This is a genomic window from Thermogutta sp. (assembly GCF_039793925.1).
In the GTDB taxonomy this organism is placed as follows: Bacteria; Planctomycetota; Planctomycetia; order Pirellulales; family Thermoguttaceae; genus Thermogutta.
The window spans coordinates 46,068-68,494 of record NZ_JBAMME010000017.1; the positions used below are offsets into that span (position 1 = coordinate 46,068).

Here is a 22,427-nt window from a genome sequence, read left to right on the forward strand (position 1 = left end):
ACAACCATCAGCTAGTGAGACTTATTCTCATTTTTCCTGCCATTATCTTACGCTGGACCGCGGGGCTAATCAAGCGTTGTCGGGCGAGAATCTTTGATTGCGAACGAGAATTCAAACGCAGCCTAAACTTCCCACCCGCGCTGCCGGTGACCAAAGTTGAAGTTCGCCCAGTTGGGGAGCAGAAAACAACAAGCGTCAAACAATTGGAAATACACGGCCTCCCGGTGCTGCGGTGCTAGCAACTCAAGGCCGGTCCAGCGAACCTGGATCACACCTCGGCCACCACGATCTGGTTTGGGCATCTGGCTATCCGCACGTCCCGATCGGCATTTCCAGCCGCAGTGTCGGACGGCTAGCGAATCGCTGGCATTTTGCCAATTGTCAGCCTGCCCCAGCCCCGAGTATGATGAGCTTAAACGGAAAGTGTGCGCGGTTGACGCGGTGGGACCTTCCCAGGCCGGGGGAAACGTGTTGGGCACCGGACGTATCCTTTGGTGATGGGCCGCCTTCACCACCCCGTAGGGGTGTGTCACTGGGCGTCGTTTTCTCCGATTTTCTGAGGGGCACACTGGTGAGGATTCTGGTTTATGTTTGAAAAACTCCAGGCTGGTCTGTACGAAGCGATCCGCACCCTGGCCGGTCAGGGCAAGCTCACTGAATCGAATATGCGGGAAGGGCTGCGGCTTGTGCAGCAGGCCCTCCTTGAAGCCGACGTAAGCATGCCCGTCGTCAAGGCCTTCATTGAGAAAGTCTCACAGGAGGCTCTGGGCGAGCGGGTCATGCGGTCGCTGCGCCCCACCCAGCAGCTCCTCACCATCGTTTATGAGCAGCTTGTTGCCCTGATGGGCCCCGTGGACCACGATCTTCATCTGAAACCGTCAGGTTCCACAATTATGCTGTGCGGTCTTCAAGGGTCTGGTAAGACAACTACGGCGGCCAAACTGGGACGTTATCTCCAACAACGCGGTTATAAACCGATGCTTGTGGCGGCCGACCTGCAGCGTCCCGCTGCTATCGAACAACTCCAAATCCTTGGCGAGAAAATCGGTGCCCCTGTGTATGTCGAAAAAGGTGCCACCGATCCTCTTGTCGTCTGCCGCAACGCCCTCCGACAGATGCCCACCCTCGGAGCCAATGTGGCGATTCTGGATACCGCCGGCCGACTCCATGTCGACCAGGCCCTCATGAATCAACTGGCCGCCATCGACCGCCTCATCCAGCCTGATCAGGTCTATCTGGTCGTGGACGCCATGACGGGTCAGGATGCCGTGAATAGTGCGCGGGCGTTTCACGAAGCCCTCACTCTCAACGGCGTGATCCTTACCAAACTCGACGGTGATGCGCGAGGTGGCGCCGCTCTTTCTGTGAAATACGTCACCGGTGTCCCCATCAAATTCATCGGAACAGGTGAGGGGACCGACGCTCTCGAGGAGTTCCATCCCGAACGAATCGCCAGCCGAATCCTCGGCCAGGGCGATTTGATGACGCTCATCGAACAGGCGCGGCAAAAAATTGATCAGGAAGAAGCACTCCGGCAGCAAGAACGGCTGCAAAAAGGCGAATTCACTCTTGAGGACTTCCGCCGCCTTCTGGAGCAAACAACACGACTGGGGCCGCTCAACCAGGTGATCCAGCTCGTGCCAGGCATGTCCCAATTGCTTCACGACATGGGTGACGAGGTGGACACGGACCGCGCTTTCCGGCGACTCTGCGGCATCATCGATTCCATGACTCCGGAAGAACGCCGCAAACCAGAGATCATCGATCTCAGTCGCCGTCGTCGGATTGCTGCCGGGGCGGGCGTCAAACCCCAGGAGGTCGCAGAGCTTGTTCGCTTGTTTGAGCCCATCTCACAAATTATGCGGGAAATGGCCAGCCAGGGACTCCGTGGCCGAATGCAAATGATGTACCAGCTCATGACCCAGGCAGCCAGAGACCCCGGCGTCATTTTCCGGGGCGTGAAAGGCAGCACAGGAAAGCGGCTCCGGCCCGAAGAGAAAGCCAAGCTCCGCAAACTTCGCGAAAAAGAACTCAAGCGCCGCCGCAAAGAGAAGCGCGGCCGATAACGCCTTAGCCGTCCCCACGGTTCACGATCTCGCCTTCGCGTGACTTTCTTGAGGCTTCACGCTACATCGCAACAGGTCGTCTCGATCCCGGAGCCTCATCGGGCACGACAAGCGTTCCCCTCCGGCCTGAGCGCCCTCGCCGATTGCCCTCAAGCGTGTTCCTCCCGCGCAAGATCGTGACGCGACACTATTTGCTGATAAAAAGAAAAAGGCCGGGGGCGCCTCAAGGGTGACTCACAGGTGCCGACTCAGCGGGTTCGGCGGCAGGGTCAGCGCACGGACGAAGACGAGCTTGCCGTGCTACCGCCGTGACCCTGGTGTTTCCTTGAGGACAAACCGCCGTCAGCCCAGCTCAAAGGTGCATATCCTGCGTGGGGAAGACTCGGCGAACCACATCCCAGATGCTCTAGGCTGACGCAATCGGTGCCCCGCGGCCGTTTCATTGTACAGATACAGCTTTCCGTCAAATCGCTGTCTGCGCGCCCGAGCGGGAAGCGTCGTGCCTCTCACCCGAAGCCCCATTTCACACCGACGACCGTGACGGTGTCCTGTCCCTGCGACCCAAACCGTGATCGCCAGTCCAGCTCCGTCTCGAATCAGGCAGGTATTGACTTGGCAGCCATAACGAAAAATCTGCTGTTAGTGTACACACCCAACGGCCCTTTGCAAGTCGGACCAACAAGAAATTTTTTCGGACGGGCATTCTTCGTACATTGAGAAGCCATTCAATTCCGCATCAAACGATTCGGTTGCGCGTCTTTTCTGTAAAATACAACCAAAACAGTTTGCTTGCCTTCCCCTGTTTTAACCCTATTGGGACCAATGCACGATTCGGAAGTCTTCGAACCGCATCCAGTGCTCTTCGTTTTCCGGGCCATGGTAGCACTGCAGGCTGATCTCGTCATTGTTGGGCTGGGGAAGCGTGCCCTCGGCTGCAGTGAGGAATTCCTTCTCTCCCGCTGGGCGATATTGTGCGATCCAGTGGTCCCCTTTCACAATTAGCCGCAGGCGGACGGGAACGTTTTCCACGGGCTTCCGTCCGGGAATGATGTAAATACCCCCGTCAATCCGTTCTTTGACCAGCTTGAATACAGGTTTACCGTCCACATACCAGGTGATGCCCAGTTGCTCGTACTGAACGGTCGGTGGTGTGAGATTCGAAACAGTGACCTCCACAGCGAAAGCACCAGCCGAACGGTCCGGCGCCGGTCGCAGAAGGGCGTTTTTGACTGTGTTGGCATCACCGGGTAGGGCACGGATTTCCAGGCCACCATTCCGGATTCGCCATGCTCCTGGCTGTTCCCGGAGCCACCTCCAGCCCTCTGCCAGCTTTCCATCAAAGCGATCCGCAAAGATCACATTCCCGCTTTCACCCCAGATCACCTTCGCACCCGACATCGCAACAACGGCGGCCAGACCGAGGATACCACACACCCAGGCACGCATTGGATGAGCTCCTTTCGAACGAACAGCAACAGGGCCATCAGGAATCGACAACTGCCAGGCAAGCTTCCCACCGTGCCCTTTATTTTGACAACGCCACCCACCCCGGAAAAGGCACACGTGGCGAGGGAGTGCAGTTGATTTCAACAGATCCGCGGCATTTGCTCTCCTGAGAGGAGATCCAACACACGCGAGCCGCCCAAGGCCGTCCGCAACTCCACCACACCGGCCGGGGCAGGCTGGACTTCGCCGATGATTTGGGCATTGGCACATCCCGATTGCTGACGCAAAACCGCCAAAAGCTCCTCGGCTGCGTCCGCCCTCACCACCGCCACGAAACGACCTTCATTCGCCACGTAATAGGGATCCAGCCCAAGGAGTTCACAGGCTGCCGCCACCGACGGCTCCACGGGAATCGCCTGCTCGTGGATAATCATCGCCACATGGGCGTCGATAGCGAGTTCATTGAGCGCAGAAGCCAGCCCACCGCGTGTGAGATCCCGCAAGCAATGAATAGCGTCGGGCAAGTGTTTGACCATCGCGCGAACCACTCGGTGAAGCGGCGCACAATCGCTCGGCAGGGCGTTTTCGAACTGCAAACCTTCTCGAACAGACATGATGGCGATGCCGTGTCGGCCGACATCGCCTGAGAGCAGAATCTTGTCTCCCGGTCGAATCCGCGAAGGGGAGATGTGGACGTTTTCGGGGATCCAGCCCAGCCCCGTCGTGTTGATGTAAATGCCGTCTCCTTTACCGCGATCGACAACCTTCGTGTCGCCCGTGATGATGCGAACCCCTGCCTCCTCCGCCGCCTGTCGCATGGATTCCACCACTCGACGAAGCGTTTCCAAAGGGAGCCCCTCTTCGAGAATGAAACCAGCACTCAGCCAGAGCGGTTTGGCCCCCGACATCGCCAGATCATTCACTGTGCCGAACACGGCCAGTTTGCCGATGTCCCCGCCCGGGAAAAAAAGCGGACTGACCACAAATGAGTCGGTGGTGAAAGCCATCCGCGTGCCATCGCCCAGACGGATCTCCGCGCTGTCGTGGGGTGGCTCGCGCAGCCCTTCGCTCGTCTCGCCGGCGTGACGGAAGTGGGGCAGAAACAACTCGGTGATCAGTTGTCGCATGAGTCGGCCGCCCCCGCCGTGCGCCAGTTGAATGGTGTCCGAGGAGCTAAGCGGCAACGGACACTGAAAGCCACTCCCATTGAATGAGCCTTGAGCCATGACGGAACAACCTCTTTTGGAGAAGATGGTTGGATTCTCGAATGTCCGATTCCGCCTTTCGTGGGCCAACCCTTCGGTCGGGACGCAGGTGATTCGGCCGCCCTGTCATTATACGGGTTGCCGGGAGTAAACCGCATCCCCCATGTGCGAGCCCGGAGGCGCACACTTGCCGTGCCCGGCGAGACGGAATGGATTATCCAATGGTGAGAGGTGGACCTGACAAACAGGTCCCTCCGGCATTCGGAGGGGCACGCTTGTCGTGCCCGAGGAATCGGGATGAGTTGTCCAATTTCGATGCGCGGACGTGACAAGCAGGTCCCTCCGGGAACGGACGTGATACGCACGTCCTCTGAAAGGACTTTTTACCCCGGCGGATGCCCCAAATAAGGCCTTAAACCTCCTTGGCGTCGATCCATTTCATCATCTTGCGCAATTTGCGCCCCACTTCTTCGATCATGTGGGCGCGCGCCTTCTTCCGGAGGGCCTTAAACATCGGTGCATTGGCTTTGTTTTCCAGGATCCATTCTTTGGCAAATGCACCAGTCTGAATTTCTTTGAGGATCTTTTTCATTTCCGCCCGGGTTTGCTCGGTGATGATCCGCGGGCCGCGGGTATAATCGCCGTATTCTGCGGTGTTGGAAATGCTATAGCGCATGTAGCTGAGACCGCCTTGATACATGAGATCGACGATCAGCTTGAGTTCGTGCATGCACTCGAAGTACGCCAGCTCGGGCTGATAACCGGCCTCCACAAGTGTTTCAAAGGCTGCACAAATGAGCTCGCTGACCCCACCGCAGAGGACCACCTGTTCGCCGAAGAGGTCGGTCTCGGTTTCCTCGGCGAAGGTCGTTTCGATGACGCCTGCCCGGGTGCCTCCAATTCCTTTCGCGTAGGCCAGGGCGAGCTTGAAAGTTTCCTCGGTACCATTCGGCCCATTGGCGACGAGACAGGGAACGCCGCCTCCTTTCACGAATTCCGAGCGCACCAGGTGTCCGGGGCCCTTGGGGGCTACCAGGACGGCTGCTACGCCCTCGGGAATATCAAACTGCCCGTAATGCACGTTGAACCCGTGGGAACACACGATGACGTTTCCGGGTTTCAGATGAGGCCGAATCGACGTCCGAAACACGTCGGGCTGAATTTCATCGGGGAGCAGGATTGTGACGACATCGGCCTGCTTAGTGGCCTCCTCCGCAGACACCGGTTGAAAACCGTGCTCCACCGCCAGCTTGTAATTCGGAGTTCCCGGCAACTCCGCAACCACTACCCGAACGCCACTGTCCCTCAAATTCTGGGCATGGGCGTGTCCCTGCGAGCCGTATCCGATGATGGCTACCGTCTTCTTTTGCAGCAACGACAGATCCGCATCCTGGTCATAGTAAATCTTGGCTGGCATGGTTTTGCTCCTGATTCAAACTCGGGCTGTACCCCTCGGGTATCGTGATCGACTTCACCTGGAACCAGTGGGGGAACGAGAATCCGCCAACGCTTGACCGTCGTGGTTGTCAGAATTCCTGAGCGAATCACTCCCTCGCACCATCGCGATGCGTCCCGTTCGCACCAGCTCAAGGATGCCGAATGGGCGCATCAACTCGATGAATGATTCGACTTTCTTCTCCTGACCGGAAATCTCGATGATCATACTCTCCGGCGCAACATCAACAATCCGTCCGCGGAAAATTTCCACCAGTTCGCGGATTTCTCCGCGGCGGTCCGGCGGGGCCGACACCTTGATGAGCATGAGGTCGCGCTCTACATAATCTCGGGAGCTGATATCGTCCACCCGAACGACGGTGACGATCTTCTCCAATTGTTTTCGGACCTGCTCGATAACGGCATCGTCCCCGACCACGACGAATGTCATGCGGGAAAGGCGCGGATCTTCTGTCTCACCGACCGCCAGGCTGTCGATGTTGTAGCCACGTGAGGCGAGCATCCCCGCAATATGGGAGAGCACGCCCGGTACGTTCTGTACAAGGGCCGAGAGTATGTGTCGCATAGTATCCTCGTCCGTCTGTCCGTAAAAGCGCTATCCTAACCTTGGGGGGAGGCTGCGACAAGTGATGGCCAGCCCCACCAGACCACCCGGCCGGGGTCTCAGCACACGGCTTGGTTGAGGGACACTCAAAACCGGGCTCGGGTTCGCTTACGTTCGTTTCCGGAGGGACCTGCTTGTCAGGTCCGTTTCCGGAGGGACGTGTTTGTCACTTCCGCCCGTCAAAATTGGATAATTCATCCCGCTTCACCGGGCACGACGAGCGTGCCCCTCCGGACCATTTGACTTTCGCCCAATCCGTTGGCACACTATCCGTCGGAAACGCTTTCTCCCAAGGCCGACCGGGGGCGCTCCGGTGAACGGTCTGCTCGGTCAGCTTTAACCGCTTGGTTGTAAACAAACGTCCCATTCCCTCTCATTCCATCCGTTATAAGGACTGCTGAAATGCCACGAGATCGCGCTTTCCTGCTTTATCCAGCCGTTTTGACAATGACGTGGTGGCTCGCTTGCTGCCTTTCTCTGACTCTCGCCGACGACCAAAATGCTTCGCCTCCCGCAAGCGATCCCGGAGAAATTTCCCTCTTTGATGGCGCCACGCTTCACGGCTGGACCGTCAAGTGTAAACCTCAGGACGAAGATAAGCGTCATTACTGGAAAGTTGTCGATGGCACCATCACCGCCGAGGTCCCACCCAACAGCAAACACGATTACATCTGGCTTGTCTCGGATCAGGAATTCAGCGACTTTGAACTTCGGGTCAAGGTGCAGACGTATTCCACCTCGACAGGCAACAGCGGAATTCAGGTGCGGAGCCGCTACGATGACACCGCCCACTACATGGATGGGCCCCAAGTGGATATCAATCCGCCCGGACCATGGCGCTGCGGTTTCATCTACGACGAAACACGCGGTGCCCAGGTGTGGCTCTGGCCGGACGTCGGCCGCCCCGCCAATGCGAAACCGGAACACGCGCCCGCCGGGTGGAAATGGTATCATGCCGATCTTCCGGAAAGTCGCGACGCCTGGAACGATGTCCGTATCGTCTGCCAGGGCTTGCGGATTCAGACCTGGGTCAACGGAGTCCCCATTGCTGATTACAATGGCGCCGGTCGGCTGGATGACGAGTTCCACAAGAAACGGAACGTGGGACTTTGCGGCCATATCGCCCTGCAAATCCACCCCGGCGGAAAGCTTCTCATCCGGTTTAAAGATATTGTCCTGCGGCTCCCTGCCCAAAGCGGTGATTCCTCGCACTAATCTGGGCCCAGACCAGCGTCGCGCCAGGGTATCCGCATGATTTTCCGGGCATTTGGGGCAGGCTTCAGGAAATCGGCCTATGGAAAGCGGGCACGACGAGCGTGCCCCTCCGAATGCCGGGCTGGGCAGTGTACCATGAGGCCAGAGGAACACATGGCCAGAAAATATTGCACTGTCTTGCTATTTATCAGCATTCACGATGACGGGTAAACAGCGCATACTGCCCAAGCGTGAACCACGCGGTCAGGATTTCTCCGGGAAAACACCCTCCCCGGACGAGCGGGAGCCGTGCTCTCTTCGGAGGGTGCGCGCGTTTCTGCTCGTGATGGTTACACTCATTCTTGTCGCTCGGCCACTCTTTCCTAGCGAAGGCGCTGATCTGGGAGACGATGTCACGCCCACCATGTTGGTTTTCGGGACTGTGCTCATCGGGATCGTGTTCAGCCTGGGCCGATCTGTGTGGCGAGTAAAACTCCAGAGTGTGGATCTGGCTTTATTGGGGACCGTCGTGTGGTTGGCCTTGGCTGCGCTTCGCGCTGTCCACTCGGGGACAGCTCGTCCCGCGATCAACATGCTGTGGGTATGGGTGGGATACTATGTGCTCTGGCAGCTTATCCGCCAATTGAATCTCACCGATCGGGAACGCCGCGCCATTCTCGCGGGAATGGCCGCGCTTTCCGTGGGCGTAGCTAGTTACGGACTCTATCAATATTTCGTGGAATTACCCCATTTACGCGCAGGTTACCAGACTCGCCGTACCGAACTCCTTCATGAGCTCGGCTGGGACGACCTGCTCGAAGATCCGGTTGGATTGGCTCAGTTTGAGAATCGGCTCTTCAGTCGGGAACCCCTCGCCACTTTTGCGCTGACCAACTCGCTGGCCGGTTTTCTTCTGCCCTGGAGCCTCGTCTTCCTTGCGGCAATCGTCGGCAACGTTAAATCACTTTTTGACACCAGCATCGAGACTCCGTCCCTCCTCTCGCCGTCGCGCCCGCACAACACTCGCCAGGATGGACGTCTGTGCAAACCCACACGTCGCTTAGCCTGGGCTGCTCTGGGAGTATCAATTCTCGGGATGGTCGGTCTTTTGTGCTGCCTGGTTCTCACCAAGAGTCGTTCCGCCTATATCGCCCTCGCTTGTGGTCTGGCAGTTCTTCTGGCCACGGGAATCTCCCTCCGAGGCAAGGTGGCACGGCGTATGGTTATCGTAATAATGGTCCTCCTGGCACTCGCTTTTGGAGTGGCCACCGCCACGCGGGGACTCGATTGGCAGGTTCTTTCCGAGGCCACCAAATCCCTCGGTTATCGCTGGCAATACTGGCAGGCCACCACAAGCATGATCGCCGATCATCCCCTGCTAGGCTGCGGACCGGGGAATTTTCGCTATGCTTACACCCGATACAAGCTTCCCGAAGCGAGTGAAGAAATCTCCGACCCGCACAATTTTCTTCTAGAAGTCGTTGCCACCGGGGGCATTCCCGCTGGGGCATTTTTTCTGTTGGCGATCGGCCTGACTCTCTGGCACCTCAAGCACTCGCGATCGGCCTGGGGTCTCAGCTCGTCGGCAGGTTCACCGCCTTCCTCGACCGTCCCGCTCGCAGGCGTGTCGGGAAAAACTGTTTTTCACTCCCGCGATCAACTATGGGCGATTGCAATGGGATGGGTGCTGGCCTGGCCTGCGGGTTACTGGCTGGGGCTGCTCAGCTCGGCCCCTCAGGACCTGACGTTCTTACTGGTAGGACTTCCTACTGCTGCGCTCGTCGGGCTGGGACTTTGGCCGTGGATTCAGGCGGGCCCCCTGGTCCCTGGGATCGTCGCCGCAGCGATTGCCGCCATCAGCATCAACTGGCTGGCGGCGGGCGGACTCACCTTCCCCGGCGTGGCGGGCAGCTTCTGGCTGCTCTGGGTGCTGGCAACTGACTTTCCGACCGACTACTCCGGCAAACAACCGCCCACAGAGAACCAACCATCCACCCGCTGGTCGCACCGGCTCCAACAGCTTACGGCCCCTGAGGGCTTTTCCGTGACGCTTCCCACCTGGGCAGGATTGGCCATCCTGGTGTTTTTCGGCTTGGTGCTCGCCGCGTTTTACATCACGGCCTACTCCCCTGTTCTCCAGGCCCGGGGCCTTCTCAGCCAAGCAACCGTGGCGCGGCGGTTTTCGATCGATCGTGCCAAGCAATTCTGTCGGCTGGCAGCCGAGGCCGATCCCTGGGCGTTCGAGCCCTGGATGCGGCTGGTGGAATTGTGGCAGGCGGAGGGTCCCACGCCCCCAGCGAAGACCGGAGAATCCTTCCACAGCAAGCCCGAGGTTGCGGACCTCACTACCTTCCTCCAGAAAGCCAACCGGCCGTCTCCGCAGGAGCGGGCAAAGGAGCTCGACAGCTACGCCGCTGCACTCCTGCAACGGGCCCCCAACCACCACGCAGCTTCGTGGATTCTGGCTCTTGCCTATCAGCAATTGTTTCGGGAAACGAACGATCGTCGGGCTCTCGCGAGGGCTGTTTCCTTCGCCCGCCGGGCCATCGAGCTGTATCCTCACCAGGCCCGCTATCACGCCGGGCTCGCCGAGCTCCTTCGCACCATCGGCGACCCCGACGGAGCCAAAAAGGCGGCAAAAACAGCCCTTTGGCTGCACACCATCACCCCCCATGCAGACCGCAAACTCCCTGACGAGACGGTGCAATTTCTCGAGAAACTCTCACAGACGCCGTAGCCAAGAACCGGCACGCTCAGGCCAGAATTCCCTGCACCACATTTCCGGCGACGTCTGTGAGGCGGAACTCCCGGCCCTGGAAGCGATACGTCAATTTGGTATGGTCGATCCCCAGGAGATAGAGGATGGTAGCGTTCAGATCGTGGATGTGGACCGGGTCCTTGATGATGTTGTAGCTGAAATCATCGGTTTCCCCATAAACAATACCCGGTTTGACACCTCCGCCCGCCAGCCACATCGTGAAGCACCTGGGATGGTGGTCACGCCCGTAGTTCGTCTTGGTGAGAGTTCCCTGGCAGTACACTGTGCGACCGAATTCACCACCCCAGACCAAAAGCGTGTCTTCTAGTAGCCCTCGGCGCTTGAGGTCAATGATGAGAGCCCGGCAGGCCTGATCGATGTCGCGACACTGGAGGGGAAGGTCCCGCGGAAGGTCGTAGTGGTGGTCCCAGCCGCGATGGAAGATCTGGACAAATCGCACATCCCGTTCGACAAGCCGCCGTGCGAGGAGGCAATTGGCGGCAAATGTGCCGGGTTTGCGGGCATCTTCCCCGTAGAGTTCGAACGTCTCTTCCGGCTCCTGGGAAAGATCGGTGAGTTCGGGCACGGAAAACTGCATGCGGAACGCCATCTCGTACTGGCTGATGCGGGTCTGGATCTCCGGATCCCCCAGTGCGTTGTAGAGCTCGCGATTGAGCTGAACCACCGCCTGAACGGTTTTTTCTCGCGATTCCGCCGACACACCGGGCGGATTGCTCAAATAGAGCACGGGATCCCCTTTTGATCGGAAGCTCACACCCTGGTGGTACGAGGGCAGAAAACCTGCCCCCCACAGCCGCTCATAGATCGCCTGGGCATCGCGTTTGGCACTCCATGTGGAGTGGAGCACGACGAACGTCGGCAGATCACGATTGAGGGATCCCAGTCCGTATGACAGCCACGCTCCCAAACTGGGACGTCCTGGTATCTGCGAGCCTGTCAGCAGATAAGTGATGGCCGGGTCATGGTTGATGGCCTCCGTGTACATACTCTTGATGATGGCAATTTCATCCACCACGGTGGCCAGGTGAGGAAGCAGTTCGCTGATCCACGCTCCCGACTGCCCGTATTGAGCAAATTTGTAGATTGACGGAGCCAGCGGAAAGCGTTTTTGGCCCGACGTCATGGTGGTGAGACGCTGTCCCATCCGGACCGACTCGGGCAGATCGGCGTCGAACATGTCGAGCAGTTTCGGCTTGTAATCAAACAGATCAAGCTGTGAAGGAGCCCCGTTCATCACCATGTAAATGACCCGCTTGGCCCGCGGCGGATAATGAAGTTTTTGCAGCACCCCTGATCGACCCGGCTGATGTTCGGGAACCGATCCCGCGGCTGACGAGAACAAATTTTCATTAAGCAAAGACGCCAGCGCGATCGGCCCGAGCCCCCGCGCCAGCCGCCCGAAAAACTGCCGTCGCGTTTCCAGAAGCCGATATTCTTCGAAGGGATCCATGGCATTCTCTCCGGCCAAAAACAATCGACCGTATTTTCAGTATCAATCCGATTCGGCTTACGGCTTGGTGATGGTTTCGTCCAGATTCAGAAGCGCGTTGCATACCATCGTCCAGGCGGCCAGCTCTTGTGCGGGAAGCTGCTCGTCACGAGGCGACTCTCCCACCTGGAGAAGTTGTTCCGCAGCCGGTGGGTTCTTTTCGAAGTAATCCCGCTGCCACCGGTAAAGATCTAAGAGCACAGCCAGTTCGCTCGGTTTGGGTTCGCGACATGTCACCAACTTGAAACCGTATTTCGCAGTGTCGCCGGGATCACTGTGTCCCTTACGCAGCAGGCGTTCCGCCATTTTTCGGGCGGCCTCTACATATTGCACGTCGTTCATCAAGTTGAGGGCTTGCAGCGGTGTGTTTGTTCGAGCCCGTCGCATCACGCATGCTTCCCGATTGGGAGCGTCGAAGAGCACCAGTCCTGGTGGGGCCGAGGTTCTCTTCCAGAACGTGTACAAGCTCCGCCGGTAAAGCTTTTCGCCGTGATCCTGAACGAACCTCGCGGTGTTACTTGTCGTGTAACCGACCGCTTCCCAGAGTCCTTCCGGTTGATATGGCTTGACGCTTGGCCCACCGATTTTGTCCACCAGCAGCCCCGACACAAACAAAGCCGTATCGCGGATTTCCTCCGCATCTAGCCGAAACCGTGGTCCCCGGGCAAGCAGCCGATTTTCAGGATCTTTCGCCAGCAACTCGGGACGGGCGCGGGAACTCTGCCGGTACGTCGCCGAGGTCACCATCAACCGGAAGAGATGTTTCACATCCCAGCCGCTCTCGATGAATTCCACCGCCAGCCAGTCCAGAAGCTCGGGATGGCTGGGGCGTTCCCCCTGGGTTCCGAAATCCTCGGAGGTCTTGACCAACCCCGTGCCGAAGATTTCCTGCCAGAACCGGTTGACCGCTACCCGGGCCGTCAGCGGATGGTTCGGCTGCACAAGCCAACGTGCCAGGCCCAATCGATTCGGTGGTGCATCAGGCGGCAGCGGCGGCAGCACGCTGGGAACCCCCGGTTCTACCTTCTCCCGTGGCTTCTCGTAGTCACCTCGCTCTAGAACGAATGCTTCCCGAGGTTGCGGCAGGTCGGCCGACACCAAACTCACCGCGATCTCGCTCTCCAAGTCCTTAAGCTGTTTTTCCACATCAGCCTGCCGGCCATGGAGCGGATCAAACACCGCTCGCGTCTCTTCATAAACAAACTCCACAAAATAATCTCGCAGTTTGGCTTGCTCTTCCGCAGTCCGCTGATCCGGCGGCTTTTTGAGGATTTCAGCCACGGGTTTCGGCCAGGTGTCCGGCTTGCCTTGCTTCACGACTGCTTCCCACCGTTTCAGACTGCGAAACTTTTCGCCCGGTTGAATGGCCGTCGTCACAATCCCCGCGGCGTCCCAGTAAACCGTTCCCCCATACTGCGTGAAGGCCCAACCGTTGATCTGTTTTCCAGCGTCCAACCCTACCTCTTTGACCGGCACCTCAAGGCGAACCCATTGTCCGACGGCTGGGAGATCGCCGATCCGTTTTCGGCTGGGAGTACCGCTTTGCCCCCACTCGATGAGGTCTTCACCCCAAAATGCCCGGTGTTCCCACGAGCCGTCATTCCACTGGAGCATGATCTCCCGTGGTGGATTCTTGGGGTCCAAATAGACGTGCACGAACAACGTGTCGCCATCTGCCACAACCAGTGGTGGTGCGGCCTGGGTGAAGTAGTGCTGCGCGAGGCCTTCCGCCGTCCGCCGCATAATCTTTTTGCCCAAGAAAGCCCCCGGCTCAGCGGCCTCCACAAATTCCCACGGATGTCCATCTGCCGACAACTGAGCTCCCGCGGGTACCTCATCATCAATCCACACGATCTCTTTTGGGCCCGGTGCAGCACCGGTTTCTGCCTCGCCGGGATCGTGGTAATCGACCTTAGCCAGCTCCTCGCGAATTTGCTTCTGGATGGCTGCGAGTTCCTCCTCCAGCGCCGCCTTCTTGGTTGCCTGCTCTGGCGTGGGGAGACTCACGATAGGCGGGGTCCGGTCGCTGTTTCCATCCATAGCCGGGTCAGCCATGCTGTAAAAATACGCGTACATGCGGTAGAAGTCTTTCTGCGTGATGGGATCATACTTGTGGTCATGGCACACCGCGCAACCCACTGTTAATCCCATGAAGGCTGTGCCCATCGTGCTCGTGCGGTCCACGGCATACCGGACGAGAAACTCCGCATCGATGGCCCCACCCTCACTGGTTGTGACATTGCACCGATTGAATCCCGACGCCACTTTTTGATCAAGCGTTGCATTAGGCAACAGGTCTCCCGCCAGTTGCTCAATGATAAACTGGTCGTAAGGCTTGTTCTCGTTGAAGGCTCTGATAACCCAATCGCGATAAGGCCACATCGAACGGTAATTGTCCAAGTGCAGTCCATGCGTATCGCCGTACCGGGCGACGTCCAGCCAATAGCGCGCCCGATGCTCTCCGTAATGAGGAGACGCCAGAAGCCGATCGACAACTTTTTCATAGGCCTCGGGAGAATCGTCGTTAAGAAACTGATCCACCTCGTCCGGCGTGGGCGGAAGCCCTGTCAGATCGTACGTCACCCTGCGGAGAAGGGTGACCTTATCCGCGTCCTCGGAGGGTGCAAGCCCTTCTTTTTCCAGCCGGGCAAGAATGAACCGGTCAATGGGATTGCGACACCACCCCGGTCGGGATACATCGGGAAGGGGCGGTCGCTGCGGCGTCACAAAAGCCCAGTGCGGCTGCCATTTCGCCCCGCTGTCAATCCATCGACCGATCAGCTCAATTTGCTCCCGCGTCAGCTCCTTCCCGCTGCTCGGAGGTGGCATCCGCTCGTCGGGGTCCTGCGACGAAATCCGCCGAAACAGCTCGCTCTCATCCTTTTTCCCCGGAATGACTACCCCGGGTGAGTCGGACGAACCGAACACGCCCTCGGGAAGATCGAGCCTCAGATCAGCCTGCCGGGCCGCTGCATCCGGCCCATGACACGCGAAACAGTTATCCGAAAGAATCGGTCGGACCTGGCGGTCGAAATCCACCACTCCAGGGTCACCGCCCAAAAGGCGTCCCCCTCCCACCAGAACCGTTACCAAGAAAAGACCTCCCTGGAGGATCAACCAGACTCCGGCGAGACGTGCTGCAGGGCTTCCGGAACCACCTCCGGCTCGCTCCGCCGGTGCAACGTCGGCCCAGTTAGGCAACCCTTGCACCCCACGATCGGTCCCACAATGCCGTGGCGTGAAGGAAAACAAGCACGAGGCGGGCAACATAGGGCAGGCCTTCTCGGGTTGAGGACGGAATATTTTAGTCTGGCCGAATTGTACATAAACACCCGCCCACCCGTCAACCAACCCGCAACTACCCCCTCTCGAGATGTACAAGCAAATCCCGACCTAAAATGCCAGGCTCATTCCATCTTCCGCCACGGTCACACTGGGAAACACAGCCCGGACCTCCATGATCCTGACCGGATCGGAATCCTCGCTTATAGGATTCACATGCACGAGGAGCAACCTCTTCGCTCGACAGTCCCGTGCCACCTCAGCGGCCTGCACAGACGAAACATGTCCCGTCTGCAATGCCAGATCTTCATAGCCAGGCGGAAAATATGCCTCGTGGATCAGGATATCCACTCCCGTGATCCTTTGTGCGTATGTCGGGCGGGCGGCCGTTGTCGTGTCGGTGACATAAGCCAGCGACCGGCCCTGAAAATCAAACCGATACCCCTGCGCACCCCCGGGATGGCTCAGCGGAAAACTTGTGACCGTGAACTCCCCGACCTCCCGCTCACTCGCCACTGTAACCTTTTCCCCAGGCAGGATGAGCGCGAACTCGTATGGAGGCATCTTGGGGAACAGCGGCTCCGAAAACAGGTGCCGTTTCACCGCTTCGATGGTCTTGTCACTTCCCCAAACCGTGATTGGACCGACCGATCGATCTCGCACGAGGCTCCAGTAATAGGTCAATCCAATAATGTGATCTAGGTGGGCGTGCGTTAAAAAAATGTGCCATGGGCGTTCGTCCAGAAACCGGCCCACACGGAAAAAGCCCGTTCCGGCATCCAGTATCACGCCGGCCTCGGGAATGACATGACACAAAGTATGGCGCCGTTCACTGGGGTGATAACCGCCGCTGCCAAGCACGATCAGTCGCATAGACCGCACCTTTCTCAGTTCGTTCCTAACCGCGTTTGGGGTTATTCCCCGAAGTGCGTCCACGATTTTCTATGGGAACTTTCTGCCCCGATGTGATTTTGCCGCAATCCCCTCATTAAACACCACTCGCGGACGGCGTCAAACAAGCGGGGTGCGAAGATCGATCTTAGTTCGGCAAGCGCATCGAGTATGAGACAGAGCCCCGGGGCCGCGTCAACCGTTTGTGGAAGAAGGCGCACTGGAGGTTTGAGGAACTGACCGGACCGCACAGAGCAAATATCGCAGCGACGGTGATCACCCGCTATAATCAGTAGGGAAAGATCAGTGATAACGACGTTAGCAAATAAAGGGACCTAGCTAATCCCGCCGTTGTGGTGGTGGGCCCGTAGCTCAGCGGTGAGAGCAGGGGACTCATAATCCCTTGGTCGGGGGTTCGAATCCCTCCGGGCCTAATGACACAGTAGGATAGAAAACCCCGTGATTTCCCACGTAAGTGATGGGTTTCACGGGGTTTTTGCTTGCGCCATAATGTTGTGTCAAGAACAACTTGCATGCAAGTTAGAGACAGAAAAAAACCTCTTACAGGCCCAGTTTGGTGCAACCATAGGTGCAACCAAAGCGGGAAGGTAGGGCACTATTTCGTGTCCCATCAGGGTACGTGTTTCTCTGAAGAGCATACCGAACGGGCTTGGCGTGCGGGGATCCGGCCTGGTGCGCCCCGACAAAATCTTACAAAATCTTACACCTAAGCAAATAACGTCCCACACTGTGGGCAGCGCCACTCGCTCCATCTATCGAAGTCCACCAGAACCACGACGCGGAAGCCGCACTGCTTTGCCTCACCCTCACGCGAGCCACCGCCCATCGTCGTCAGCAGCGTCGGCGGCCTTTTCCCCTTCACAGACTACCACCGGAACGTCATCGGGGGCGGCAGCAATTCCGGGAGCCTATAGAGGATTCTCGGGGCCGGCAACGCCCCGTGTTTCCAACCGGCGGGGGTTTTGTGCACCGGGCGGATTCCCTTGCCCTCGGGACGGTTCCAGCGGGCCACAACGGTATTAAGTTGGTATTAAGTTCGTTGCTGGCGTTGCGATACTCCCCCTTGAAATCGAGCTTTCGAGGCTCGTACATCAGCGATGCTTCCTCGTCGGTACTGTACTTTTGATCATTAGTGGATTCACCCTTCCATCGAACAACCGAAGACCGCCGCGACCTGCGGACGGTGAATAGCCGGGGTTGGGGAATGGGTGGCGAACTGGTTTTGCGGGACGGTTTTGCTCTGGTTTTGCGAGGCGGTTTTTGTGCCATTGGGGCACGAGAAATTGCGCGAAAATCCGAAACGCTACGCAACGGCGTGCGCTGCCGTGGCATTCTATGGAGCGGGGAAAATTGATTGGCCATTTTCGGCAAAGGTCGCGCGGCTCGGTTCGCGTTACACTGGCGATAACCGCTGGGATTTTTGCTCCCTATCCACTCTTGACTGTCGGACAGTGGCAGACAAAGATGGACACAGTTGGAAAGGGGTAGAGGGTGGCTTGCCGCCGCGTAGCTAAGCCGTCTGCAACCGGACTAGTCCGCTGAGAAAAAGAGAACGCTGCCAAATTGTAACGTGGACTCAATGTTGGGCCTCAGGGAACGTACCATATGCCACGAGGAAGGAAACAACGGCAGCCCCGTTCCGAATCATGTGCGCGATTTCCGCCATGCACAGGCCCGACGCAAGAACAATCCCGCAGCCGGCATCGCACCCACCTACGAAGTGCCACAGCGCCAGACCACTCGCTACGCCTACGACCCCTACCTGGACCCGCAGCTGAGCTTCGATGGACAGAATTCGATGGACAGAAGCTGCGCGATGAGCTGGTCGACGTCATCGAGCGGGGGCTGGCCGCTCAGACCCTAGAGGAAGCGAAGGCAGCCCTGGCCACTCTCAAGAGAGCCCAGGAGCCCGTGCTTGTCTGGGCGGGCAAAGCGGAGCACACCTCCTTTGAGGTGGACCTTGTCTCGCTCCCCATCCACGAGCGGATCTCAACAAAGGCGATCCTGAATGCCGTCCGCCGACTGCAGCCGATCCAGCCCGATCTCTTCGGCGAGACGCCAATGCCCGCCGACCAGCAGATTGAATTCTACAGCCACGAGGTGGGCTGGGCGAACCGCCTGATCCTGGGCGATTCACTTTTGATGATGAACTCGTTCTTGTCCTCAAGTTTCAAGGGCAGGTGTAATGGTGAACAACATTCAACCTGGTGTTATCCTTGAGGGCGAGATATTCCCGGAGCCGATCAGGGTGCTGCTAGCGCAGCCCTTAGGCGCGAACCTCCGGGTGGGCGGGCATGGGCTTCGCACCCGGCAATACCACGAGCGCCTGCTGACCCCGGAGCAGATCGGCCGCCTGCGGATCCTCCCAGCGGAAGCGCCCTTTGATGGCAATGCCGCCCGTTTCCGCCTGGGGATTGAGGCGGCCCGCCTGGGGCTGGCGTATGAATACGACCCCTACTTTTCTCTTTCCATCGCCCGGGTGGACCCGCTGCCTCATCAGCTGGAAGCCGTCTATCACTACATCCTGCCGCTTCCCCGCATCCGTTTTCTCTTAGCTGACGACGCCGGCGCCGGCAAGACCATCATGGCCGGCCTGCTCCTGAAGGAACTCAAACTCCGCGGGCTGGTCTCCCGCACCCTCATCGTCACCCCCGCAAACCTGATGTTCCAGTGGCAGCGGGAGCTGCGCGATCGCTTCCGGGAGCGGTTCGACATCGTGCGCGGGGTGGACCTGAAACACGCCTATGGGGTCAATCCCTGGCAGGATAAGCCCCAGGTCATCACCTCAGTGGACTTCGCCAAGCGCGAGGATGTGCTCGAGAGCCTCCGGCGCACCACCTGGGACCTGATCATCGTAGACGAGGCCCACCGGATGAGCGCCAGTGACCCGGAGCACAAAACGGAGCGCTACAGGCTTGGCGAACTCCTCTCCCAGCGAACGCATCATCTGCTGCTCCTTACCGGCACACCCCACAAAGGGGACCCGGAGAACTTCTGCATCTTCCTCCAGTTACTGGACAGAGACGTATATGCGGACGTGCGGAGTCTGGAGGAGGCCATGCGGCGCAATCACGCGCCCTTCTACCTCCGCCGCACCAAAGAGGCGCTGGTGACATTTCCCGACCCTGAAACGGGGAAGGGCCGCCGGCTCTTTACCAACCGGGAGGTGCGCACCGTCCGCTTTGATCTGGATGGGGAGGAGTTCGCCTTTTATGACGCCCTGACCAGCTACGTGCAGGACCAGTCCATCGCCGCCGCCGCCGATCCGTCGGCCCGCGGGCGGGCCCTGGGATTCACCATGGCCATGTACCAGCGCCGCTTTGCCTCCAGCATCCACGCCGTTCGCCGGAGCCTGGAACGGCGCCTGGAAAAGCTGGAGGACCGTCTGCGCCGCCCCCAACCCAAGCTGGTCGTGGACCTGTCCGGCCTAGAGAACCTGGATGAGCTGCCCGAGGAAGAAGCGGTCCAGGTTGAAGAGGAAACGGAAGAGGCCTCTCTGCCCTCCGAGGACCGGGCGATCCGGCAGGAGATTCAGGCGCTGCGGGCGCTGGTGCAGCAGGCGCGGGCCCTGGAGGAGCGCGACAGCTCCTCCAAGCTGGCCACACTGCGGCAAGTGCTTGTGGAGCAGAGGCTCTTTGAAGACCACCGGACCAAGCTTCTCATCTTCACTGAGTTCAAGGAGACCCTGGATTACCTCGTGGCCACCCTCCGGAACTGGAGATTCCGGGTCACTCAAATCCACGGCGGCATGAAGATCGGCGACCGGGACACGCCGGGCACCCGGCTCTACGCGGAGCGGGAGTTCCGAGAGGAAGCCCAGATCATGGTCGCCACAGAAGCCGCCGGCGAGGGCATCAACCTCCAGTTCTGCTGGCTGATGATCAACTACGACCTCCCCTGGAACCCCATGCGTCTGGAGCAGCGCATGGGGCGCATCCACCGCTACGGCCAGGAGCGCGACTGCCTCATCTTCAACTTCGTGGCCGCCAACACCCGCGAGGGACAGGTCTTGGAGCGCCTCTTGGACCGGCTCCAGAAGATCCGTCAAGAGTTGGGTAGCGACCAGGTCTTCGACGTGGTGGGCGAGGTCATCCCGGCCAATTACCTGGAGCGGCTGTTCCGGGATCTCTACGCCGGGCGCCTCACCCCGCAGGCGGCGCTCGAGCGCGTTGTCCAGGACCTAGATCGGGAACGCTTCGCCCGCATCTGCCGGTCCACACTGGAAGGGCTGGCGAAGCGGGAGCTCAACCTCTCGGCCATCCTGGGACGGACGGCCGAGGCGAAGGAGCGGCGGCTGGTGCCGGAGGTGGTGGAAGCCTTCTTTCTGCAGGCGGCCCCCGTCGCCGGCCTCCCTGCGCCGAAGGGCCGCGCCGGCGTCTACACGGTGGGGCGCATCCCGCGCCACCTGCAGCTCGTGGCGGAGCGACTGAAGCCCCGCTTCGGACCCCTGGGGCAAGAGTATCGACGGATCACCTTCGACAAGCGGCGCCTGACGGAGGACCCTACCCTCGAATGGATCACTCCAGGCCACCCGCTCTTCGAGGCCGTCCGGGAGGAGGTGTGGGAGAAAGCCCAGGCGGACCTGAAGGGAGGCGCCATCTTCTACGACCTGCACCGGGCTGAGCCATCCCGTCTTGAGGTGTATGCGGCGTCCATCGCCGACGGGCGGGGCAACACCCTCCATCGGCAGCTCTTCGTGGTGGAGGTGGGGCCTTCAGGGGAGATGCGCCTGCGCCAGCCCACGCTTTTTCTGGACCTCATCCCCGCCGGGTCTGAGGCGATAGATCCCCCTCCCCTCCCCATGGATCGGACCGAAGTCGAACGTTTTCTGCTGGAAAAGGGGCTTCAATCCTTCCTCGCGGAGGTTCGAAAGGAAAGGGAAAAGGAGCTAAACCTCATCGCCCGGCATGTAGAAGTGAGCCTGCTTACCCTTATCGACCGCCAGCAGCGTCAGATCGCCGAACTTCTGGAGCGGCAGCAACAAGGGGAGGACGTGGCGCTGGCCCTGAGCGAGGCCGAGAAGCGGTTGGAGGAGCTGAACACGCGCCTCGAGCGGCGGCGGGAGGAGCTTCGGCGGGAGCGGGAGCTGGCCATCGCCGACCTCACACCCGTGGGCTCGGCCCTGGTCCTGCCACACCCGGAACGGGAGCAGTTCGCGCCCGTGGTGCGGGACGAAGAAGTGGAACGCATCGCCATAGAGGAGGCCATGCGCTACGAGCGGGAACGGGGCTGGGTGCCCGAGGACGTTTCCGCCGAGGATCGGGGCTTTGACATCCTTTCGCGCCACCCCGAAAGCGGAAGCGTGCGCTTTATTGAGGTCAAAGGCCGGGCCGGGGAGGGACCGGTGGCGCTCACGCCCAACGAATACAAGACGGCCGAACGGTTGCGAGGCGATTACTGGCTCTACGTGGTCTTCGACTGCGCCACCCGTCCGCGCCTCATCCCGGTCCAGGACCCCCTCCGCCTCAATTGGGAGCCCATCGTGAAGATTGAGCATTATCGAATTCAGCCCGAACAGCTGGAGGGATCACTATGAAAGACATGAAAGAATGGAAGCTCAAAGCCCTGACCGATATATGGACCGGGGATGCCGACCAAAGCGGCGACCGTCTTATCCCTACCGGACTAATCGGGTCCATCCGATGGTGGTTCGAGGTGCTGGTGCGGGGCTTGGGAGGCAAGGCGTGCGATCCTGCGGCTCCCCCTGTTCGGTGCCCCGACAGAGAAGGGAAACACTGTGTTGTCTGCGAACTCTTCGGCTGCACCGGCTGGGCGCGGAAGTTTCGGTTGATGGTTCTGGCAGAAAACGGCCAAGTCATTCAGAACCTGATGGTTCTGGGAGAAAACGGCCAAGCCATTCAGAACCAGATTCAAGCCGGCCAGATCTTCACTCTTCGCTTTCTGCCCCTGCGCCCTATTCGGGACGAAGAGTGGTGTCTGCTGGATGCCACCCTGCGCCTGATCGCCGACTACGGCGCCATTGGGGGAAAAACGG

At 59.3% G+C, this 22,427-nt stretch carries 13 protein-coding genes and 1 tRNA gene; 7 read left to right on the forward strand and 7 right to left on the reverse strand.

From position 1 onward, the window contains the following. Positions 1–587 precede the first annotated feature (587 nt). Positions 588–2,066 carry a signal recognition particle protein gene (gene ffh / locus ABJK56_RS00930; protein WP_347242789.1) on the forward strand — a complete coding sequence of 493 codons (1,479 nt, stop codon included), beginning with the start codon at positions 588–590 and terminating at the stop codon, positions 2,064–2,066. Positions 2,067–2,876: 810 nt separating this feature from the next. Here the strand turns inward: ffh and ABJK56_RS00935 are convergent. The 4 genes from ABJK56_RS00935 to ilvN form a co-directional block, all read right to left on the reverse strand. After that, on the reverse strand, positions 2,877–3,512 hold the full coding sequence (locus ABJK56_RS00935) for a hypothetical protein (RefSeq protein WP_347242790.1): 636 nt from the start codon (positions 3,510–3,512) through the stop codon (positions 2,877–2,879). Between the two features lie 140 nt (positions 3,513–3,652). Beyond that, positions 3,653–4,738: a hydrogenase expression/formation protein HypE gene (gene hypE / locus ABJK56_RS00940; RefSeq protein ID WP_347242791.1), complete on the reverse strand. Its 1,086-nt coding sequence runs from the start codon at positions 4,736–4,738 to the stop codon at positions 3,653–3,655. Between the two features lie 391 nt (positions 4,739–5,129). Beyond that, positions 5,130–6,134, reverse strand: coding sequence for a ketol-acid reductoisomerase (gene ilvC, locus ABJK56_RS00945; RefSeq protein ID WP_347242792.1), 1,005 nt, complete (start codon positions 6,132–6,134; stop codon positions 5,130–5,132). Positions 6,135–6,188: 54 nt separating this feature from the next. Continuing rightward, a complete protein-coding gene (gene ilvN / locus ABJK56_RS00950; RefSeq protein ID WP_347242793.1) occupies positions 6,189–6,737 on the reverse strand; it encodes an acetolactate synthase small subunit in 549 nt (182 codons plus the stop codon). Between the two features lie 441 nt (positions 6,738–7,178). Between ilvN and ABJK56_RS00955 the strand changes: the two genes are divergently transcribed. Further along, positions 7,179–7,991, forward strand: a complete 813-nt coding sequence (locus ABJK56_RS00955) for a DUF1080 domain-containing protein (RefSeq protein ID WP_347242794.1) — start codon at positions 7,179–7,181, stop codon at positions 7,989–7,991. A 199-nt stretch (positions 7,992–8,190) separates the two neighbouring features. Next, on the forward strand, positions 8,191–10,707 hold the full coding sequence (locus tag ABJK56_RS00960; protein ID WP_347242795.1) for an O-antigen ligase family protein: 2,517 nt from the start codon (positions 8,191–8,193) through the stop codon (positions 10,705–10,707). A gap of 16 nt (positions 10,708–10,723) precedes the next feature. Here ABJK56_RS00960 and ABJK56_RS00965 read toward each other — a convergent pair whose 3' ends face one another. The 3 genes from ABJK56_RS00965 to ABJK56_RS00975 all read right to left on the reverse strand — a co-directional run bounded on the left by ABJK56_RS00965 (position 10,724) and on the right by ABJK56_RS00975 (position 16,393). Then, positions 10,724–12,199 carry a DUF1501 domain-containing protein gene (locus ABJK56_RS00965; RefSeq protein WP_347242796.1) on the reverse strand — a complete coding sequence of 492 codons (1,476 nt, stop codon included), beginning with the start codon at positions 12,197–12,199 and terminating at the stop codon, positions 10,724–10,726. Positions 12,200–12,256: 57 nt separating this feature from the next. Beyond that, positions 12,257–15,331 (reverse strand): PSD1 and planctomycete cytochrome C domain-containing protein, encoded by a 3,075-nt coding sequence (locus ABJK56_RS00970; protein ID WP_347242797.1) that lies wholly within the window; start codon positions 15,329–15,331, stop codon positions 12,257–12,259. Between the two features lie 300 nt (positions 15,332–15,631). Then, positions 15,632–16,393: an MBL fold metallo-hydrolase gene (locus ABJK56_RS00975; protein WP_347242798.1), complete on the reverse strand. Its 762-nt coding sequence runs from the start codon at positions 16,391–16,393 to the stop codon at positions 15,632–15,634. A gap of 379 nt (positions 16,394–16,772) precedes the next feature. On the opposite strand from ABJK56_RS00975, the gene ABJK56_RS00980 reads away from it, so the two are divergent. The 4 genes from ABJK56_RS00980 to cmr1 form a co-directional block, all read left to right on the forward strand. After that, positions 16,773–16,845, forward strand: a tRNA-Ile gene (locus ABJK56_RS00980). A 1,498-nt stretch (positions 16,846–18,343) separates the two neighbouring features. Beyond that, positions 18,344–18,652 carry a hypothetical protein gene (locus ABJK56_RS00985; protein WP_347242799.1) on the forward strand — a complete coding sequence of 103 codons (309 nt, stop codon included), beginning with the start codon at positions 18,344–18,346 and terminating at the stop codon, positions 18,650–18,652. Continuing rightward, the gene (locus ABJK56_RS00990) at positions 18,618–21,968 is read left to right on the forward strand and encodes a DUF3883 domain-containing protein (protein WP_347242800.1); all 3,351 of its coding nucleotides are present in this window, start codon (positions 18,618–18,620) and stop codon (positions 21,966–21,968) included. The genes ABJK56_RS00985 and ABJK56_RS00990 overlap by 35 nt, the downstream gene beginning before the upstream one ends. Then, on the forward strand, positions 21,965–22,427 hold a 463-nt coding region (cmr1, locus tag ABJK56_RS00995; RefSeq protein WP_347242801.1), incomplete at its 3' end, for a type III-B CRISPR module RAMP protein Cmr1. The genes ABJK56_RS00990 and cmr1, both read left to right, overlap by 4 nt.